The 19,533-nt window shown below is 59.3% G+C and carries 14 protein-coding genes; 8 read left to right on the forward strand and 6 right to left on the reverse strand.

Annotated features, from left to right (window positions below; genetic code table 11):
* Positions 1-125: 125 nt before the first annotated feature.
* The 4 genes from KOSB73_RS20440 to dacD all read right to left on the reverse strand — a co-directional run bounded on the left by KOSB73_RS20440 (position 126) and on the right by dacD (position 4,649).
* The gene (locus KOSB73_RS20440; protein WP_004138799.1) at positions 126-1,184 is read right to left on the reverse strand and encodes an FUSC family protein; all 1,059 of its coding nucleotides are present in this window, start codon (positions 1,182-1,184) and stop codon (positions 126-128) included.
* Positions 1,185-1,292: 108 nt separating this feature from the next.
* The gene (sbmC, locus tag KOSB73_RS20445; RefSeq protein WP_024359997.1) at positions 1,293-1,766 is read right to left on the reverse strand and encodes a DNA gyrase inhibitor SbmC; all 474 of its coding nucleotides are present in this window, start codon (positions 1,764-1,766) and stop codon (positions 1,293-1,295) included.
* Between the two features lie 126 nt (positions 1,767-1,892).
* Entirely contained in the window at positions 1,893-3,329 is a 1,437-nt protein-coding gene (locus KOSB73_RS20450; RefSeq protein ID WP_098140900.1) for a capsule assembly Wzi family protein, read from the reverse strand.
* Positions 3,330-3,482: 153 nt separating this feature from the next.
* Complete coding sequence (dacD, locus tag KOSB73_RS20455; protein ID WP_004138794.1) at positions 3,483-4,649, reverse strand: serine-type D-Ala-D-Ala carboxypeptidase DacD; 1,167 nt, start codon at positions 4,647-4,649, stop codon at positions 3,483-3,485.
* A 180-nt stretch (positions 4,650-4,829) separates the two neighbouring features.
* Here dacD and sbcB point away from each other — a divergent pair, with 180 nt between their 5' ends.
* The gene (gene sbcB / locus KOSB73_RS20460) at positions 4,830-6,254 is read left to right on the forward strand and encodes an exodeoxyribonuclease I (RefSeq protein WP_004138792.1); all 1,425 of its coding nucleotides are present in this window, start codon (positions 4,830-4,832) and stop codon (positions 6,252-6,254) included.
* Positions 6,255-6,358: 104 nt separating this feature from the next.
* Here sbcB and fusA read toward each other — a convergent pair whose 3' ends face one another.
* Positions 6,359-8,461, reverse strand: a complete 2,103-nt coding sequence (gene fusA / locus KOSB73_RS20465; RefSeq protein ID WP_004138791.1) for an elongation factor G — start codon at positions 8,459-8,461, stop codon at positions 6,359-6,361.
* Between the two features lie 238 nt (positions 8,462-8,699).
* On the opposite strand from fusA, the gene KOSB73_RS20475 reads away from it, so the two are divergent.
* Positions 8,700-9,011, forward strand: coding sequence for an ArsR/SmtB family transcription factor (locus tag KOSB73_RS20475; protein WP_004138790.1), 312 nt, complete (start codon positions 8,700-8,702; stop codon positions 9,009-9,011).
* Positions 9,012-9,018: 7 nt separating this feature from the next.
* Here KOSB73_RS20475 and nifJ read toward each other — a convergent pair whose 3' ends face one another.
* Complete coding sequence (gene nifJ / locus KOSB73_RS20480) at positions 9,019-12,534, reverse strand: pyruvate:ferredoxin (flavodoxin) oxidoreductase (RefSeq protein WP_049089502.1); 3,516 nt, start codon at positions 12,532-12,534, stop codon at positions 9,019-9,021.
* A 404-nt stretch (positions 12,535-12,938) separates the two neighbouring features.
* On the opposite strand from nifJ, the gene nifH reads away from it, so the two are divergent.
* The 6 genes from nifH (at position 12,939) to nifE (ending at position 19,530) form a co-directional block, all read left to right on the forward strand.
* The gene (gene nifH, locus KOSB73_RS20485; protein WP_004122384.1) at positions 12,939-13,820 is read left to right on the forward strand and encodes a nitrogenase iron protein; all 882 of its coding nucleotides are present in this window, start codon (positions 12,939-12,941) and stop codon (positions 13,818-13,820) included.
* Positions 13,821-13,836: 16 nt separating this feature from the next.
* Positions 13,837-15,285 (forward strand): nitrogenase molybdenum-iron protein alpha chain, encoded by a 1,449-nt coding sequence (gene nifD, locus KOSB73_RS20490; RefSeq protein WP_004138788.1) that lies wholly within the window; start codon positions 13,837-13,839, stop codon positions 15,283-15,285.
* Positions 15,286-15,340: 55 nt separating this feature from the next.
* On the forward strand, positions 15,341-16,903 hold the full coding sequence (gene nifK / locus KOSB73_RS20495; RefSeq protein WP_004138787.1) for a nitrogenase molybdenum-iron protein subunit beta: 1,563 nt from the start codon (positions 15,341-15,343) through the stop codon (positions 16,901-16,903).
* 39 nt (positions 16,904-16,942) lie between these two features.
* Entirely contained in the window at positions 16,943-17,161 is a 219-nt protein-coding gene (gene nifT, locus KOSB73_RS20500; RefSeq protein WP_098140903.1) for a putative nitrogen fixation protein NifT, read from the forward strand.
* Between the two features lie 10 nt (positions 17,162-17,171).
* Positions 17,172-17,834, forward strand: a complete 663-nt coding sequence (locus KOSB73_RS20505; RefSeq protein ID WP_024360007.1) for a NifB/NifX family molybdenum-iron cluster-binding protein — start codon at positions 17,172-17,174, stop codon at positions 17,832-17,834.
* A 322-nt stretch (positions 17,835-18,156) separates the two neighbouring features.
* The gene (nifE, locus tag KOSB73_RS20510) at positions 18,157-19,530 is read left to right on the forward strand and encodes a nitrogenase iron-molybdenum cofactor biosynthesis protein NifE (RefSeq protein ID WP_098140905.1); all 1,374 of its coding nucleotides are present in this window, start codon (positions 18,157-18,159) and stop codon (positions 19,528-19,530) included.
* Positions 19,531-19,533 lie beyond the last annotated feature (3 nt).

A 19,533-nucleotide genomic window follows, 5' to 3' on the forward strand; every position in this document is an offset into this window, starting at 1 on the left:
TGCTACATAGGGCTAACATAACTGTTAGCAGCCGCTGATGACAATGTTTTTTCCTTTGCCGTTATCATAACCCTAAACGCTGCTGAATCGAAGCAAGCGATGGAAAAACCACGCGAGTCTGGTCTTTATTTACGCAATGCCCGGCAGATCAAATGCGACAGCAGTTCGAGCTGACGCGCCAGCTCGATAGTTAACCAGACATAACCATGAATGGGCGTTTCGGAGAAATTGTCGTCCTGCTGCTCTTTGATGAGCTGGCGCAGTTCGGCAACGATTTCGTTGAGCTTTTCATTGTTGGCCAGGATCGGCTGCGGGTTGCCCTCATACAGGGCGTGGGCGATAGTCAACAGCGTTTGCTGAGTCATCTGCTGGGTTTCGCGCAGCGTATGGGCATTAAGCATCACGAAGTGGCCGGGACGCGACGCCCAGTAAGCGTTGATTTGCAGCTCCAGCATGCACACCAGGTTACGGCTGACGGTCTGGATCGCCTCAAAGATGGCTTTCTGGATATGCGTCTCTTTGCTGGCGGGCGTAATCAATCCGCGCATTTTCACCACGTCGTTGAGGACCTTTTGCAGGTGCTTTTCCAGACGCGGACGCTCTACCAGGTTCGGCGAGAAGCCGGCCTGATAAAGCCGGTTGAAGGCGGTGACGTAGCTGGCCATCTGGATGCGCCAGTGCAGAAAGGCCCGCTGCGGCCAGATACCGGTGAACAGCATCGCCAGCAGGGAACCGAAGATAACGTCGCCGCTTCGCCAGAGCGCGGTCGTCATATCGCCCGGCGGCGCGCCGACAACCACCGCCAGGGTGATGCCGATCAGCAGCGCCTGGTAAGGCTTTTTGCCCAGTGCCAGCCAGCCGCAGAGGAACATCGCCACCGCGCACCACAGCAGCATGATAGGCAGCGAGATGAGCTCCAGCTTAAGCGCCACCAGCCCGAGCGCCGAGCCGAGGATCGTGCCGCCGATGCGCTCAAACGCGCGCGGTACGACGTTTCCCCAGAAGGAGATTGGCCCCATCACCACCACCAGGGTGATGAGAGGCCAGGTGCCTTCAGGAACGTTAAGCAGGCGCACCAGCACAAAGGTGAGCACAAAGGCCAATGCTATTCGCACGCCATGGACGATGCGGTAATGGCGATACAGCCGAATTTCAAATGGCTTAAGTGATTTATCCGCGCGCACAACCTACTCCGACTCCGACACAACGAAAAGGCCAATTGTAACTGCTTTTTCGCCGCAAGCATCACGCGAATGTAATAAACCTTGTCCAGCGAAGGGACAATGTTCGATTTACTTCACCACAGGCTCGACCGCGATATACATATCAATATCCCAGTAGCCGTCCTGGTTACCATCGTTAAGATAGACTTCAAAGCAGGGTTTCATCGCCATCTGGTGCGTTTTGCTTTGCATCAGACTCTCGAAGAACTGATACCACGGCGTTGCAAAGTCATAATTCTCGACTCTGGCACGGGCAACCGCGTACTCTCCGCCGGCGATATCGGTCATCATCACGCCTTCGCTGTTGGCGGGGATTGAGTAGTCCTCCGCCACCGTGACGGCGGTCGCGCAGCGCAGCTTTTCCGCCGGGACCTCATCAGGATTGTCGTAGTAAACGGCCACCCACTCCTGCGCCGGAACCTGGCTGTTATCAACCCACATCATTAGCTGTTCAAACCCCTGTTTAACCGTCTGCTCCCAGGGACCGACCAGATGAAACCCGGCAATTTTCTTCTTGCCCACGGACTTAACGTTATATTCCATGCTGCCTCCACCGTTGATAAAATACTGTATATATATACACATAAATTAGCAGTACTATCAGCCATAGTATGTGCGGCAATTCACAAATCCGCGCGGCAAGAAGAGTAAAAAACCACCGCCATCCGGTTATAAACTGAACGGCAGCTCAACGCCGATGCTGGCCCCGACATCGTCGCTGGCACTGTGGTTAGCGTCGGTGTACCACACGGAGGTATTCAGGCGTACCGTCGGCATGATATCGCCGCTCCAGCCCAGCTGTACGCCCTTCAGCGTATCGGCGCGCGGGAAGGCTTTATTGATTCGCTGGTTCTTCGGATTGACCTCAGCGTAGACCAGACGCGCACTCCAGCGCTGATTCTCTTCGGTTACCAGCTCCACCTTACCGGCATACAGACGCCCATCGCCGCCCATCGCGTCGCCCAGCGGATAGCCCTGCTGGTAGTAGCCGTCTTTATAGATGAAGTGGTTATAGATGTAGTTGGTGCGCCCCATGTTCGAACGGGTATCGTGGGCTTCCAGATACCAGTTAACCGCATTGCTGTTCCACTGGTGATGCCCTTCCACGCCGCCAAGATAGAGATGCGCCGAGGGTAAATATCCGGCTTCGTCCTCGCCGATCATCTGGCCGTAAATGCTAACCGGCCAGCCGAGTGTGGGCGCCAGCTTCAGCTTAAAATCAAAACCGGCCAGCTGGTTGCCGGGATCGTCGGCCGATTCGCCGGTGTTGTCATTGCCGGTCAGGCCGTCCCAGAAGCTGCTGAATGAGGAAGGTCGCCCTTCGCCGCCCCACTGCATGATGCGCGAGGCACCCAGCTCCAGCGAGGTGAGCGGTGAAAACGTCAGGCGGCCGCCGAAGATTTTGGTATGCGGTACGGCGGCATACTGGCTCATCTGACTGGCGGAAAGCTGATACTGCCAGGGGCCAATCCAGCTCAGCCACGAGGTTTCCGGCGCGCGCTGTTCGGCGCGCTGCAGCAGAAAACCGGTCATCGGCCGCGCGGCATCGGAGCGAATCAGGCTGCCCTCGTAGCCCGGCCCCCACCACTGCGGAATTTGCCCGAACGCCAGCCACTGATTCCACAGCTTTACCGCGCCGTATGCGCCGTTGGCGTTCACGCTCGAACCGTTGCTGATGCGCTTGTCGCCTTCAACATTGCCCTGTAGATGCAGATCCCACCCTTCGCCGCTGTTGTTCAGGGCGAGAGAAAGCGACTGGTCGGCGGGATAGGACTGGGCAAACCCCTGCGGGGTTCCCGGCTTATCAGTGGAACTGTAACCGGTAACGCGCACGTCGGCTTTCAGCGCCCTTAAACGCTGATTTACACGACTCAGAACCCCCCGCTCTGCGGAGGTTGTCGGATGCGCGTTGGCCAACGCGCGGTTAATCTCCTCCTCGCTCAGAGGCCAGGTCGACAGGCTTAACGCGAGGGTTCCGCGGTCGGATAACCAGGCTAAATCATTGCGAAATTCGTTATCGGCCAGAACGAGGCCAGAGGCAAAACTGGCGGTGCTAAAAACGGCGAAAAGTCCCAGAGAAAGCGCACTACGCGCAAAGTATTTCATCTTCCCAGCTCCATTTATGGCGCACAAACGCCAGGCTTTTTCCTGAAGGGTGACCGGGTAAGGTAATGGAGTGAAAGTAAACGAAGCGCCAACCGAAGCGGCATAATAATCAAACAGCTACGAGATGCCGCTCCGGGCGGAGCGGCGCGACAGTTACAGTTTTTGATGCAGATAATCGCTAAAGCGCGACAGCATGCCGCCCTTGCCAACGCTTTCCAGCGTCACCAGCGGCCAGTGGGCCACCACTTTATCACCATCGTAAAGGGAGATTTCTCCCACCCGCTGATGGGCGGCAATCGGCGCTTCCAGCACTTTGTTATCCAGCACGTATTTGGCCTTAATGCGCGCGACTTCCGACTTCGGCAGCGCTAGCCAGAAATCCTGATCGGTCCCCAGCTTAATCTGCTCTTTATCGCCATACCAGATTCGCTCAACGCCGACCTGCTTGCCATCCTGCAGGACCTGGACAGTATCGAAGTTTTGCTGGCCCCAGTGCAGCAGCTTCGCCGCCTGCTGTTCGCGCCCTTTCGGGCTGTCGGCTCCCATCACCACCGCAATCAGCCGACGCTGGCCGTCCACCGCGGAGGCAATCAGGTTGAAGCCGGCGCCGGAAGTGTGGCCGGTCTTCAGACCATCGACGTTCATGGTCTTATCCCACAGCAGGCCGTTGCGGTTCTGCTGGGTAATGCCGTTCCACGTCAGGCTCTTCTGACTGTACATATGGTAGACGTCCGGCTCGCCGTGAATAATCGCCCGCGAGAGCACAGCGAGATCGTAAGCCGAACTGTGCTGCCCCGGCGCGTCCAGGCCGTGGACGGTTTCAAAATGGGTATCCTGCAAATGCAGTTTTTCCACGTAGCTGTTCATCAGCGCGACGAACTGCGGCTGGCCGCCGGCGACGTAGTCCGCCAGCGCCACGCAGGCATCGTTGCCGGAGTCAACGATCAGCCCGCGGCTTAAGTCGCGTACGCTGACCCGATCGCCGGGCTTAAGGAACATCAGCGAAGAGCCATTAAAGACCGGGTTACCCTGCGCCCAGGCGTCTTTACCGACGGTGACGATATCGTCAAAGGTGATGCGGTGGCTGTCGATGGCGCGATCGACCACGTAGCCGGTCATCAGTTTGGTCAGGCTGGCGGGATTGCGCTGCTGATGCTCGTTACCGGCGGTCAGGATCTGGCCGGTGGTGTAATCCATCAGCACCCAGGAACCGGCCTGAATAGAAGGAGGCGTCACGTTGACGGGAAAATCATTGGCGGCAAATGCGCAGGAAACGCTCGCAGCGAGCAAAGATACAGCAATAAACAAACGGCCTTTCAACGGCATATCCTCTAAATTGACAGATTCGCCGTCCTTTTTACGGAACTTCTCGTTTCAAATCAGGGTTTAATTGCAAGAAAATATGACACCGCCGGCAAGGGGCAAAGGCGATACCCTTCTGATGGCCCGGCAAATCGTTTACCATGATGGCTGCTCGCCACCAGGGATAATGAACAGATTATGCAAGATAGCGCCAACCAGCCCGGATTTTTGTTTCACGATTACGAGACCTTCGGCACCAGTCCTTCGCTCGACCGACCGTCGCAGTTTGCCGCCATCCGCACCGATGAAGACCTCAATATCGTCGGCGAACCCGAAGTCTTCTACTGCAGGATCGCCGATGACTATCTGCCGCAGCCGCAGGCGGTTATGGTTACCGGGATCACGCCGCAGGAGGCGAACGCCAAGGGCGACAGCGAAGCCGCCTTTGCCCGCCGCGTTCACGATCTGTTCACGGTGCCAAAAACCTGCATCGTCGGCTACAACAACGTGCGCTTCGATGACGAAGTGACGCGCAATATCTTTTATCGCAATTTTTACGATCCTTACGCCTGGAGCTGGCAGCACGACAACTCCCGTTGGGATCTGCTGGATGTGATGCGCGCCTGCTACGCGCTGCGCCCGGAAGGGATCAACTGGCCGGAAAACGAAGAGGGCTTACCGAGCTTCCGCCTCGAGCATCTGACCGTCGCCAACGGCATTGAGCACAGCAACGCCCACGACGCGATGGCCGACGTTTACGCCACCATCGCGATGGCAAAGCTGGTGAAAACCCAGCAGCCGCGCCTGTTTGACTATCTCTACGCCCACCGCAATAAGCGCAAGCTGGCGACGCTGATCGACGTGCCGCAAATCAAGCCGCTGGTGCATGTTTCCGGCATGTTCGGCGCGGCGCGCGGTAACACCAGCCTAGTGGCCCCGCTGGCGTGGCACCCGGACAACCGTAACGCGGTGATTATGGTCGACCTGGCCGGAGATATCGCTCCCCTGCTGGAGCTGGATGCCGACACCCTGCGCGAGCGGCTGTATACGCCGAAAAGCGAGCTGGGCGACCTGCCCGCGGTGCCAATTAAGCTGGTCCACCTCAATAAATGCCCGGTGCTGGCGCAGCAAAACACCCTGCGTCCGCAGGATGCCGACCGGCTGGGCATCAATATCCAGCGCTGTCTGGATAACGCTCAGCTGCTGCGGGCCAATCCGCAGGTGCGTGAGAAAGTGGTGGCGATTTTTGCCGAAGCGGAGCCGTTTGTGCCTTCCGATAACGTCGATGCGCAGCTGTATAACGGCTTTTTCAGCGATGCCGACCGCGCGGCGATGAAAATCGTGCTCGAAACCGAGCCGCGCAACCTGCCGGCGCTGGATATTACCTTCGCCGATAAGCGTATTGAGCGCCTGCTGTTCAACTATCGCGCGCGCAACTACCCCGGCACGCTCGATGAAGCCGAGCAGCAGCGCTGGTTAGAGCACCGTCGCCAGGTATTTACGCCTGAGTTTTTGCAGGCCTACGCCGATGAGCTGCAGATGCTGTATCAGCAGTATGCGGATGATAAAGAGAAGCTGGCGCAGCTGAAGGCGCTGTGGCAGTACGCGCAGGATATTGTTTGATTGGCAGAAATTCCCGGAGGCGGCGCGTTGCGCCTGTCCGGGCTACAAGCCCGCAGGTTTTGTAGCCCGGACAGATGCGCAGCATCGCCTCCGGGAAACGTTGCTTAGCCTTTAGCGCGGCTGGCGATAATCGCCTCTGCTACGTTGCGCGGGGCTTCCGCGTAATGGTGGAACTCCATACTGTAGGTCGCCCGGCCCTGGGACATTGAACGCAGCGTGGTGGAATAGCCAAACATCTCGGCCAGCGGCACGTCGGCGCGGATAATCTGGCTGCCGAACCGCTCCTCCATCCCCTGCACCATTCCGCGACGGGAAGAGAGATCGCCCATGATATTCCCGGCGTACTCTTCCGGGGTCTCCACTTCCACGTGCATCACCGGTTCAAGAATAACCGGGTCGGCCCTGCGCGCCCCTTCCTTGAAGCCAAATATCGCCGCCATGCGGAAAGCCATCTCCGACGAGTCGACGTCATGATACGAACCAAACGTCAGTGTCGCCTTGATATCCACCACCGGATAGCCCGCCAGCACGCCAGTGCCCATCGCTTCGCGCAGCCCTTTTTCCACCGAAGGGATGTACTCGCGCGGCACCACGCCGCCTTTGGTCGCGTCTTCAAACACGAAACCGCTCCCCGGCTCCAGCGGTTCAAGGGTCAGCACCACGTGGCCGTACTGCCCTTTACCGCCGGACTGGCGGACAAACTTGCCTTCCACCTCTTTGACCGTTTTGCGGATCGTCTCGCGATAGGTCACCTGCGGACGCCCGATATTCGCCTCAACGCCAAACTCGCGCTTCATGCGGTCGACGATAATCTCCAGATGCAGCTCGCCCATCCCGGAAATGATCGTCTGGCCGGACTCCTCGTCAGTATGCAGACGAAACGACGGATCTTCCGCCGCCAGCCGCTGCAGGGCGATACCCATTTTCTCCTGGTCGGCTTTGGTTTTCGGTTCAATCGCCAGCGAAATCACCGGCTCCGGAAACTCCATCCGTTCGAGGGTAATCACCGCATCCGGGTCGCACAGCGTGTCGCCGGTAGTGACATCCTTCAGGCCGACGCAGGCGGCAATATCCCCGGCGTGCAGTTCGTCCACCTCATGGCGATCGTTGGCCTGCATCAGCACGATGCGTCCGATGCGTTCTTTCTTGCCTTTCACCGGATTCCACACCGCATCGCCTTTTTTCAACGTCCCGGAATAGACGCGGATAAAGGTCAGCTGTCCGACATAGGGGTCGGTCATCAGCTTGAAGGCCAGCGCCGAGAACGGTTCGTCGTCGTTCGGGTGACGTTCAGCAGGTTGCCCTTTCTCATCCACGCCCTGAATCGCCGGGATATCCAGCGGCGACGGCATCAGCTCAACCACCGCATCGAGCATCCGCTGCACGCCTTTGTTTTTAAACGCGCTGCCGCACAGCACCGCCTGGATTTCGCCCTTCACCGTACGCTGGCGCAGTCCGGCAACGATTTCCGCCTCGCTCAACTCGCCGGTTTCGAGATACTTATCCATCAGTTCGTCGTTGGCTTCCGCCGCCGCCGAGACCATTTTCTCCCGCCACAGTCGGGCGGTTTCCACGAGATCGTCAGGCACCGGCGCATAGCTGAAGGTCATCCCCTGGGTGGCGTCGTCCCACAAAATGGCGCGCATTTTGATGAGATCCACCACCCCGGTAAAGTGCTCTTCGGCGCCAACCGGGATCACAATCGGTACCGGATTGGCCTTCAGGCGATCGGTCATCATCTGCACCACGCGGAAAAAATCCGCGCCGGGACGGTCCATCTTGTTGACGAAGGCCAGCCGCGGGACGTGGTATTTATTCGCCTGCCGCCAGACCGTTTCCGACTGCGGCTGCACGCCGCCGACGGAGTCGTAAACCATCACCGCGCCGTCCAGGACGCGCATGGAGCGTTCCACTTCGATGGTAAAATCCACGTGCCCTGGGGTATCGATGATGTTAATCCTGTGCGGCTCGAAGCTGCGGTCCATACCGGGCCAGAAGCAGCTCACCGCCGCGGAGGTAATGGTGATCCCGCGCTCCTGCTCCTGCGCCATCCAGTCGGTGGTTGCCGCGCCATCGTGTACTTCCCCCAGCTTGTGACTCATCCCGGTATAAAACAGGATGCGCTCGGTGGTGGTGGTTTTGCCGGCATCGATATGCGCGGAGATACCGATGTTGCGATAACGTTCGAGGGGGATGGGTCGGGGCATGATGCGTCCTTAGTCATTTTGACTGTCAGCAGGCGGCCGGAATTGGCCGCCGTTCATATAACGGCATCTATCATAGTACAACTGTACGAGTATATTCGAACTATTTTTGCTATCGTTACTATTGGTGAAGCTGCGACGACGCGCGTGGCTTTAGAAAAGCAGTTTGGGTATATTACCGGCCAGCCGCCGATACGGGCCGCTGCTCGTAAGGCAGCGCAACCGCCGACACAGGAATAGTATGATCGCCAATCACCCCGAACGTGAACAAATTCGCCTCGAAAATGTCCTTTTCGCCCTCGGTAACCCGCTACGGCTTGAGATTATCCGCATCCTTGCCGACGGAAGCGAGCAGAGCTGTAACGCCCTGCGTCACGAAGATGTGGCGAAGTCGACCATGACCCACCACTGGCGCGTCCTGCGCGACAGCGGTGTGATCTGGCAGCGCCCACAGGGGCGGGAGAACTTGATTTCGCTGCGCCGGGAAGATTTAGACGCGCGCTTTCCCGGCCTGCTGGATACGCTGCTTAAGGTCATGCAGCAGGAGAACTAAAGGCCCGCTACTCCTCGCCGGCCAGCCGCCGATACTGGGCAAAGCGGGCCCGCGCGTCCTCCTCGGTTCGGCTAAAGAGCGCATCCGCCAGATGCGGCGTCGTTTTGTGCAGCGAGGCGTAGCGCACTTCGCCAAGCAAAAAGTCGCGGAAGCTCTCCTCCGGCTCTTCGGAATCGAGCATAAACGGCGTCTTACCTTCCGCTTCCCGCTGCGGATGATAGCGCCACAGGTGCCAGTATCCCGCCTCAACCGCCCGTTTCGCCTCGCGCTGGCTGCAGCGCATGCCGGCTTTCAGCCCGTGGTTAATGCAGGCGGCGTAGGCAATCACCAGCGACGGTCCCGGCCAGGCTTCGGCCTCGGCGATCGCCCGTAGGGTCTGATCTTTATCAGCGCCCATCGCGACCTGGGCCACGTACACATTGCCGTAGCTCATCGCCATCATGCCGAGATCTTTTTTCCGCGTGCGTTTGCCCTGCGCGGCAAACTTCGCGATGGCCGCCACCGGGGTCGATTTAGACGACTGGCCGCCGGTATTGGAGTAAACCTCGGTGTCAAATACCAGAATATTGACGTCTTCCCCGCTCGCCAGCACGTGATCGAGACCGCCGAAGCCGATATCGTAGGCCCAGCCGTCGCCGCCGAAAATCCACTGCGAACGACGAACAAAATAGTCGCGGTTCTGCCACAGCTGCTCCAGCAGCGGCACGCCCTCTTTTTCCGCCGCCAGCCGTTCGCTGAGCCGGTCCGCGCGCTCGCGGGTGCCCTCGCCTTCATCCTGCTTCGCCAGCCACTGGCGCATTGCGTCGCTAAGTTCGTCGCTGACAGCTAGCGCCAGCGCGGCGGTCATATCATCGGCGATTTGTTGACGCACCGCCTGGCCGCCGAGCATCATGCCGAGGCCAAACTCCGCATTATCCTCAAACAGCGAGTTCGCCCATGCCGGGCCGTGGCCGCGGTGGTTGGTGGTATAGGGAATCGACGGCGCGCTGGCTCCCCAGATAGAAGAGCAGCCGGTGGCGTTAGCGATCAACATCCGGTCGCCAAACAGCTGGGTTATCAGGCGGGCATAAGGCGTTTCACCGCATCCCGCGCAGGCGCCGGAAAACTCCAGCAGCGGGGTTTCAAACTGGCTGCCTTTGACCGTCGTCTTACGAAACGGATTGCTCTTCGGCGTCAGCGCCAGCGCATAGTCCCAGACCGGCGCCATCTGACGCTGGCTATCGAGAGACTGCATTTTTAACGCCTTGCCGCGCGCGGGACAGATATCCACGCAGTTGCCGCAGCCGGAACAATCCAGCGGCGAGATAGCCAGATGGTAGTGATACTCCTTCGCTCCCTGCGCGGGTTTGCTCAGCAGCCCAACCGGCGCGGCGTCATGCTCTTCGCCGTTGAGCAGCGCCGGGCGGATCGCCGCATGCGGGCAGATAAAGGCGCACTGGTTACACTGCGTGCAGCCCTCCGGCTGCCAGACCGGCACTTCCAGCGCGATCCCGCGTTTCTCCCACGCGGCGGTGCCCGAAGGAAACGTCCCGTCCTCCATACCGACAAACGCGCTCACCGGCAGCTGGTCGCCGCACTGGCGGTTCATCGGCTGCAGAATATCGCGGATGAAATCCGGCATCATGGCTGATGCTTGCGCCGCGGGTTCATCCAGCGTCGCCCAGTGCGCCGGAATCGTCACCTGATGCAGCGAGGCCATGCCCAGCTCGATCGCCCGCTGGTTCATCTCAATCACCGCCGCCCCTTTGCTGCCGTAGCTTTTTTCAACCGCCTGCTTGAGGTAATCCGCCGCGGTCTGCGGGTCGATAATCGCCGCCAGCTTAAAGAACGCCGCCTGCATCAGCATATTAAAGCGCCCGCCCAGCCCGAGCTCGCGGGCGATATCCACGGCGTTCAGGGTATAAAAATGGATATTTTCCCGCGCCAGATAGCGTTTGAAGCTGACCGGCAGATGCTGCTCCAGCTCCGCATCGGACCAGCTGCAGTTGAGTAAAAAGGTCCCGCCCGGCTTTAATCCGTCCAGCAGATCGTAGCGCTCAACGTAGGACTGCTGCGAACAGGAGATAAAATCGGCCCGATGGATCAGGTAGGGCGAATTGATCGGCCGGTCGCCGAAGCGCAAATGTGAAACGGTAATGCCGCCGGATTTTTTCGAGTCATAGGAAAAGTAGGCCTGCGCGTAGAGCGGCGTTTTATCGCCGATAATTTTGATCGCGCTTTTATTGGCCCCGACGGTGCCGTCCGAGCCCATGCCCCAAAATTTACAGGCGGTGATGCCGTCATGCGAGACCGCCAGCGTCTGCTGGCGCGGGGGCAACGAAGTAAAGGTTACATCATCGACAATCCCGAGGGTAAACCCGTCCATCGGCAGCGGTTTATTGAGGTTATCAAAGACGGCCGCGATATCGTTGGGCAGAACATCCTTCCCGCCAAGCGCATAGCGGCCGCCGACGATTAGCGGCGCATCGTCGTGGTGGTAGAAGGCGTTTTTCACATCCAGGCACAGCGGTTCAGCCTGAGCGCCGGGCTCTTTGGTACGGTCAAGGACGGCAATCCGCTGCACGGTTTTCGGCAGCTGGGCGAAGAAGTGGGCCAGCGAAAAAGGACGAAACAGATGCACGCTGAGCAGCCCGACCTTCTCTCCCGCCGCGTTCAGCGTATCCACCACTTCCTGAACGGTATCGCAGACCGATCCCATTGCGATAATCACCCGTTCGGCATCCGCCGCGCCGGTATAGTTAAACAGATGGTACTCCCGGCCGGTGAGCGCGCTGATTTGCGCCATATAGCTTTCGACAATGTCGGGCAGCGCCTGATAAAAACGGTTGCCCGCCTCCCGCTCCTGGAAGTAGATATCCGGGTTCTGCGCCGTTCCGCGGATGACCGGATGATCCGGATGCAGCGCGTTACGGCGGAAGCTGTCGAGCGCGGGCCGGTCCAGCAGCGTCGCCAGCTGCTCATATTCCAACACCTCGATTTTTTGAATTTCGTGCGAGGTGCGAAAACCGTCGAAGAAGTTAACAAACGGGATGCGTCCCTTAATCGCCGCCAGATGCGCCACCGCCGACAAATCCATCACCTGCTGCACGTTGTTCTCCGCCAGCATCGCGCAGCCGGTCTGGCGGACCGCCATCACATCCTGGTGATCGCCAAAAATATTCAGCGAATTGGTCGCCAGCGCCCGGGCGCTGACGTGAAAGACGCCCGGCAGCAGTTCACCGGCGATTTTGTACATGTTGGGGATCATCAGCAGCAGCCCCTGGGAGGCCGTATAGGTGGTGGTGAGCGCCCCGGCCTGCAGCGCGCCGTGGACCGCGCCTGCCGCGCCGGCCTCCGACTGCATCTCCATTAAGCGCACCGGCTGGCCAAAAAGGTTCTTTTTCCCCTGCGCCGCCCACTCGTCGACGTTTTCCGCCATCGGCGTGGAGGGGGTTATGGGGTAAATCGCCGCGACCTCGGTAAAGGCATAAGAGATCCAGGCCGCCGCGGCGTTGCCATCCATTGTTTTCATTTTTCCGGACATTGTTCAATCCTCGAAGGTGAGAGGCATCTTCGCCGCCTCAAATAAGCGGCAAACCCAGTTGTTGCCTCAAGCACAGCCTGTGCCAGCTCGCGGATGACAGAAGAGTTATCGCGAATTCAACGCGTTATGAAGAGAGTCGCCGCGCAGCGCGCAACGAGATTGCGTGGAATAAGACACAGGGGGCGACAAGCTGTTGAACAGGCGACAAAGCGCCACCATGGCCCCGGCAGGCGCAATTGTTCTGTTTCCCACATTTGGTCGCCTTATTGTGCCGTTTTGTTTTACGTCCTGCGCGGCGAAAAATAACTAACTTCATAAAAATCATAAGAATACATAAACAGGCACGGCTGGTATGTTCCCTGCACTTCTCTGCTGGCAAACACTCAACAACAGGAGAAGTCACCATGACCATGCGTCAATGCGCTATTTACGGTAAAGGCGGTATCGGTAAATCCACCACCACGCAGAACCTCGTCGCCGCGCTGGCGGAGATGGGTAAGAAAGTGATGATCGTCGGCTGCGATCCGAAGGCGGACTCCACCCGTCTGATCCTGCACGCCAAAGCACAGAACACCATTATGGAGATGGCCGCGGAAGTCGGCTCGGTCGAGGACCTCGAACTCGAAGACGTGCTGCAAATTGGCTACGGCGACGTGCGCTGCGCGGAATCCGGCGGCCCGGAGCCAGGCGTCGGCTGCGCGGGACGCGGCGTGATCACGGCGATCAACTTTCTTGAAGAAGAAGGCGCCTACGAGGACGATCTCGATTTCGTGTTCTATGACGTGCTCGGCGACGTGGTCTGCGGCGGCTTCGCCATGCCGATCCGCGAAAACAAAGCCCAGGAGATCTACATCGTCTGCTCCGGCGAAATGATGGCGATGTACGCGGCCAACAATATCTCCAAAGGGATCGTTAAATACGCCAAATCCGGCAAGGTGCGCCTCGGCGGCCTGATCTGTAACTCACGTCAGACCGACCGTGAAGACGAACTGATTATTGCCCTGGCGGAAAAGCTCGGTACCCAGATGATCCACTTTGTGCCCCGCGACAACATCGTGCAGCGCGCGGAGATCCGCCGCATGACGGTTATCGAGTACGACCCCGCCTGTAAACAGGCCAACGAATACCGCACCCTGGCGCAGAAGATCGTCAACAACACCATGAAAGTGGTGCCGACGCCCTGCACCATGGATGAGCTGGAATCGCTGCTGATGGAGTTCGGCATCATGGAAGAGGAAGACACCAGCATCATTGGCAAAACCGCCGCCGAAGAAAACGCGGCCTGAGCACAGGACAATTATGATGACCAACGCAACGGGCGAACGTAATCTGGCGCTGATCCAGGAAGTCCTGGAGGTGTTCCCGGAAACCGCGCGAAAAGAGCGCAGAAAGCACATGATGGTCAGCGATCCGGAAATGGAGAGCGTCGGCAAGTGCATTATCTCTAACCGCAAATCACAACCCGGCGTAATGACCGTACGCGGCTGCGCCTACGCCGGTTCCAAAGGGGTGGTATTTGGGCCGATCAAGGATATGGCCCACATTTCGCACGGACCGGTCGGCTGCGGCCAGTATTCCCGCGCCGGACGACGCAACTATTACACCGGAGTCAGCGGCGTCGATAGCTTCGGCACGCTGAACTTCACCTCTGATTTTCAGGAGCGCGACATCGTCTTCGGCGGCGATAAAAAGCTCAGCAAGCTGATTGAAGAGATGGAGCTGCTGTTCCCGCTCACCAAAGGGATCACCATTCAGTCGGAATGCCCGGTGGGGCTGATCGGTGATGATATCAGCGCGGTGGCCAACGCCAGCAGCAAGGCGCTGGATAAACCGGTGATCCCGGTACGCTGCGAAGGCTTTCGCGGCGTGTCGCAGTCTCTGGGGCACCATATCGCCAACGACGTGGTGCGCGACTGGATCCTGAACAATCGCGAAGGACAGCCGTTTGAAACCACCCCTTACGATGTGGCGATCATCGGCGACTACAACATCGGCGGCGACGCCTGGGCCTCGCGCATTCTGCTGGAAGAGATGGGGCTACGGGTAGTCGCGCAGTGGTCCGGCGACGGCACGCTGGTGGAGATGGAGAATACCCCATTCGTCAAGCTGAACCTGGTTCACTGCTACCGTTCGATGAACTATATCGCCCGCCATATGGAGGAGAAACATCAGATTCCGTGGATGGAGTACAACTTCTTCGGGCCGACCAAAATCGCCGAATCGCTGCGCAAAATCGCCGACCAGTTCGACGATACGATTCGCGCGAACGCCGAAGCGGTGATCGCCCGGTATGAGGGGCAGATGGCGGCGATTATCGCCAAATATCGCCCGCGCCTGGAGGGGCGTAAGGTGCTGCTCTATATGGGCGGCCTGCGGCCGCGCCACGTTATTGGCGCCTATGAGGATCTCGGGATGGAGATCATCGCCGCCGGCTACGAGTTTGCCCATAACGATGATTACGACCGCACCCTGCCGGATCTGAAAGAGGGCACGCTGCTGTTCGATGACGCCAGCAGCTACGAGCTGGAAGCGTTCGTCAAGGCGCTGAAGCCCGACCTTATCGGCTCCGGCATCAAGGAAAAATATATCTTCCAGAAAATGGGCGTGCCGTTCCGCCAGATGCACTCGTGGGACTATTCCGGCCCGTACCACGGCTACGATGGTTTCGCCATTTTCGCCCGCGATATGGATATGACCCTGAACAACCCGGCGTGGAACGAACTGACCGCTCCGTGGCTGAAGTCTGCGTGATTGCCCACTCACTGTCCCGTCTGTTCACCGATTTGTGGCGCGGGAGGAGAACACCATGAGCCAAACGATTGATAAAATTAATAGCTGTTATCCGCTATTCGAACAGGATGAATACCAGGAGCTGTTCCGCAATAAGCGGCAGCTGGAAGAGGCGCACGATGCGCAGCGCGTGCAGGAGGTCTTTGCCTGGACCACCACCGCCGAGTATGAAGCGCTGAATTTCCAGCGCGAGGCGCTGACCGTTGACCCGGCGAAAGCCTGCCAGCCGCTTGGCGCGGTGCTTTGCTCGCTGGGATTTGCCAACACCCTGCCGTATGTGCACGGCTCTCAGGGGTGCGTGGCCTACTTTCGCACCTATTTTAACCGCCATTTCAAAGAGCCGATCGCCTGCGTCTCCGACTCGATGACCGAAGACGCGGCGGTCTTCGGCGGCAACAACAATATGAACCTGGGCCTGCAGAACGCCAGCGCGCTGTACAAACCGGAGATCATTGCGGTGTCCACCACCTGCATGGCGGAAGTTATCGGCGATGACCTGCAGGCGTTTATCGCCAACGCCAAAAAAGATGGCTTCGTCGACAGCAGCATCGCCGTGCCCCACGCCCATACGCCAAGCTTTATCGGCAGCCACGTCACCGGCTGGGATAACATGTTTGAAGGCTTCGCCAAAACCTTCACTGCGGACTACCAGGGGCAGCCGGGCAAACTGCCGAAGCTCAATCTGGTGACCGGCTTTGAAACCTATCTCGGCAACTTCCGCGTATTAAAGCGGATGATGGAACAGATGGCGGTGCCGTGCAGCCTGCTCTCCGATCCGTCGGAAGTTCTCGACACGCCCGCCGACGGCCACTATCGGATGTATTCCGGCGGCACCACGCAGCAGGAGATGAAAGAGGCCCCTGACGCCATCGATACGCTGCTCCTGCAGCCGTGGCAGCTGCTGAAGAGCAAAAAAGTGGTGCAGGAGATGTGGAACCAGCCCGCCACCGAGGTCGCCATTCCGCTGGGGCTGGCCGCCACCGATGAACTGCTGATGACCGTCAGCCAGCTTAGCGGCAAGCCGATTGCCGACGCCCTCACCCTTGAGCGCGGCCGGCTGGTTGACATGATGCTCGACTCCCACACCTGGCTGCACGGCAAGAAGTTTGGCCTGTACGGCGATCCGGACTTCGTGATGGGCCTCACCCGCTTCCTGCTGGAGCTGGGCTGCGAGCCAACGGTGATCCTGAGCCATAACGCCAACAAACGCTGGCAAAAAGCGATGAACAAAATGCTCGATGCCTCGCCGTACGGGCGCGATAGCGAAGTGTTTATCAACTGCGATTTGTGGCACTTCCGTTCGCTGATGTTCACCCGTCAGCCGGACTTTATGATCGGCAACTCCTACGGCAAGTTTATCCAGCGCGATACCCTGGCGAAGGGTAAAGCCTTTGAAGTGCCGCTTATCCGCCTCGGCTTTCCGCTGTTCGACCGCCACCATCTGCACCGCCAGACAACCTGGGGTTATGAAGGGGCGATGAACATTGTGACGACGCTGGTGAACGCCGTGCTGGAGAAACTGGATAGCGATACCAGCCAGCTGGGCAAAACCGATTACAGCTTCGATCTCGTCCGTTAACCATCAGGTGCCCCGCGTCATGCGGGGCCAGGAGGGAGTATGCCCATCGTGATTTTCCGTGAGCGCGGCGCGGACCTGTACGCCTATATCGCGAAACAGGATCTGGAAGCGCGAGTGATCCAGATTGAGCATAACGACGCTGAACGCCGGGGCGGCGCGATTTCGCTGGAGGGGGGACGCCGCTACTACGTGCATCCGCAGCCGGGGCGTCCCGTCTTTCCGATAAGCCTGCGCGCGACGCGCAATACCTTGATATAAGGAGCTGGAGATGTCCGACAACGATACCCTATTCTGGCGTATGCTGGCGCTGTTTCAGTCTCTGCCGGACCTACAGCCGGCGCAAATCGTCGACTGGCTGGCGCAGGAGAGCGGCGAGACGCTGACGCCAGAGCGTCTGGCGACCCTGACCCAGCCGCAGCTGGCCGCCAGCTTTCCCTCCGCGACGGCGGTGATGTCCCCCGCTCGCTGGTCGCGGGTGATGGCGAGCCTGCAGGGCGCGCTGCCCGCCCATTTACGCATCGTTCGCCCTGCCCAGCGCACGCCGCAGCTGCTGGCGGCATTTTGCTCCCAGGATGGGCTGGTGATTAACGGCCATTTCGGCCAGGGACGACTGTTTTTTATCTACGCGTTCGATGAACAAGGCGGCTGGCTGTACGATCTGCGCCGCTATCCCTCCGCCCCCCACCAGCAGGAGGCCAACGAAGTGCGCGCCCGGCTTATTGAGGACTGTCAGCTGCTGTTTTGCCAGGAGATAGGCGGGCCCGCCGCCGCGCGACTGATCCGCCATCGCATCCACCCGATGAAAGCGCAGCCCGGGACGACGATTCAGGCACAGTGCGAGGCGATCAATACGCTGCTGGCCGGCCGTTTGCCGCCGTGGCTGGCGAAGCGGCTTAACAGGGATAACCCTCTGGAAGAACGCGTTTTTTAATCCCTGTTTTGTGCTTGTTGCCCGCTGACCCCGCGGGCTTTTTTTCGCGTATGGACGCTCTTCCCCACGTTACGGTCAGGGGAATATTCCGTTCACGGTTGTTCCGGGCTTCTTGATGCGCCTAACCCCCTCGCTGCCAGCCTTTCATCAACAAATAGCCATGCCAGCGCGATAGGTCATAAAGCATCACATGCCGCCATCCCTTGTCCGATTGTTGGCTTTGTCGCAAAGCCAACAACCTCTTTTCTTTAAAAATCAAGGCTCCGCTTCTGGAGCGCGAATTGCATCTTCCCCCTCATCCCCCACCGTCAACGAGGTCACTATGAAGGGAAATGAAATTCTGGCGCTGCTGGATGAACCGGCCTGTGAACACAACCATAAACAAAAATCCGGCTGCAGCGCGCCCAAACCCGGCGCCACCGCCGGCGGCTGCGCGTTCGACGGCGCGCAGATAACCCTGCTGCCCATCGCCGACGTGGCGCATCTGGTCCACGGCCCCATCGGCTGCGCCGGAAGCTCATGGGATAACCGCGGCAGCGCCAGCTCCGGCCCCACCCTTAATCGGCTCGGGTTCACCACCGATCTCAACGAACAGGACGTGATTATGGGCCGCGGCGAACGCCGCCTGTTTCACGCCGTGCGCCATATCGTCACCCGCTATCATCCGGCGGCGGTCTTTATCTACAACACCTGCGTACCGGCCATGGAGGGCGATGACCTGGAAGCGGTATGCCAGGCCGCGCAGACCGCCACCGGCGTACCGGTTATCGCTATTGACGCCGCCGGTTTCTACGGCAGTAAAAATCTCGGTAACCGGCTGGCGGGCGACGTCATGGTCAAACGGGTCATCGGCCAGCGCGAGCCCGCCCCCTGGCCGGAGAGCACGCTCTTTGCCCCGGAGCAGCGTCACGATATTGGCCTGATTGGCGAATTCAATATTGCCGGCGAGTTCTGGCATATTCAGCCGCTGCTCGACGAACTGGGGATCCGCGTGCTCGGCAGCCTCTCCGGCGATGGCCGCTTCGCCGAGATCCAGACCATGCACCGGGCGCAGGCCAATATGCTGGTCTGCTCGCGGGCGTTAATTAACGTCGCCAGAGCCCTGGAGCAGCGCTACGGCACGCCGTGGTTCGAAGGCAGCTTTTACGGGATCCGCGCCACCTCTGACGCCCTGCGCCAGCTGGCGGCGCTGCTGGGCGACGACGACCTTCGCCAGCGTACCGAAGCGCTGATTGCGCGGGAGGAACAGGCGGCGGAACTGGCGCTACAGCCGTGGCGCGAACAGCTGCGCGGCCGCAAAGCGCTGCTCTATACCGGCGGGGTGAAATCCTGGTCGGTGGTATCGGCGCTGCAGGATTTGGGCATGACCGTGGTGGCAACCGGCACGCGTAAATCCACCGAAGAGGATAAACAGCGGATCCGCGAGCTGATGGGCGAAGAGGCGGTAATGCTGGAAGAGGGCAACGCCCGCACGCTGCTGGATGTGGTCTATCGCTATCAGGCCGACCTGATGATTGCCGGCGGACGCAATATGTACACCGCCTATAAAGCCAGGCTGTCGTTTCTCGATATCAATCAGGAGCGCGAACACGCCTTCGCTGGCTATCAGGGGATCGTCACCCTCGCCCGCCAGCTGTGTCAGACCATCAACAGCCCCATCTGGCCGCAAACCCATTCTCGCGCCCCGTGGCGCTAAGGA

It is taken from the genome of Klebsiella grimontii (genome assembly GCF_900200035.1).
GTDB lineage: Bacteria > Pseudomonadota > Gammaproteobacteria > Enterobacterales > Enterobacteriaceae > Klebsiella > Klebsiella grimontii.

Excerpts from the sequence above, each read along its gene's own strand:
- nifJ (WP_049089502.1), bottom strand. The coding sequence starts at position 12,534 with ATGTCCGGAAAAATGAAAACAATGGATGGCAACGCCGCGGCGGCCTGG.
- KOSB73_RS20505 (WP_024360007.1), top strand. The coding sequence starts at position 17,172 with ATGTCCGACAACGATACCCTATTCTGGCGTATGCTGGCGCTGTTTCAG.
- sbmC (WP_024359997.1), bottom strand. The coding sequence starts at position 1,766 with ATGGAATATAACGTTAAGTCCGTGGGCAAGAAGAAAATTGCCGGGTTT.
- KOSB73_RS20475 (WP_004138790.1), top strand. The coding sequence starts at position 8,700 with ATGATCGCCAATCACCCCGAACGTGAACAAATTCGCCTCGAAAATGTC.
- nifK (WP_004138787.1), top strand. The coding sequence starts at position 15,341 with ATGAGCCAAACGATTGATAAAATTAATAGCTGTTATCCGCTATTCGAA.
- fusA (WP_004138791.1), bottom strand. The coding sequence starts at position 8,461 with ATGCCCCGACCCATCCCCCTCGAACGTTATCGCAACATCGGTATCTCC.
- nifH (WP_004122384.1), top strand. The coding sequence starts at position 12,939 with ATGACCATGCGTCAATGCGCTATTTACGGTAAAGGCGGTATCGGTAAA.
- sbcB (WP_004138792.1), top strand. The coding sequence starts at position 4,830 with ATGCAAGATAGCGCCAACCAGCCCGGATTTTTGTTTCACGATTACGAG.
- nifD (WP_004138788.1), top strand. The coding sequence starts at position 13,837 with ATGACCAACGCAACGGGCGAACGTAATCTGGCGCTGATCCAGGAAGTC.
- KOSB73_RS20450 (WP_098140900.1), bottom strand. The coding sequence starts at position 3,329 with ATGAAATACTTTGCGCGTAGTGCGCTTTCTCTGGGACTTTTCGCCGTT.
- nifT (WP_098140903.1), top strand. The coding sequence starts at position 16,943 with ATGCCCATCGTGATTTTCCGTGAGCGCGGCGCGGACCTGTACGCCTAT.
- nifE (WP_098140905.1), top strand. The coding sequence starts at position 18,157 with ATGAAGGGAAATGAAATTCTGGCGCTGCTGGATGAACCGGCCTGTGAA.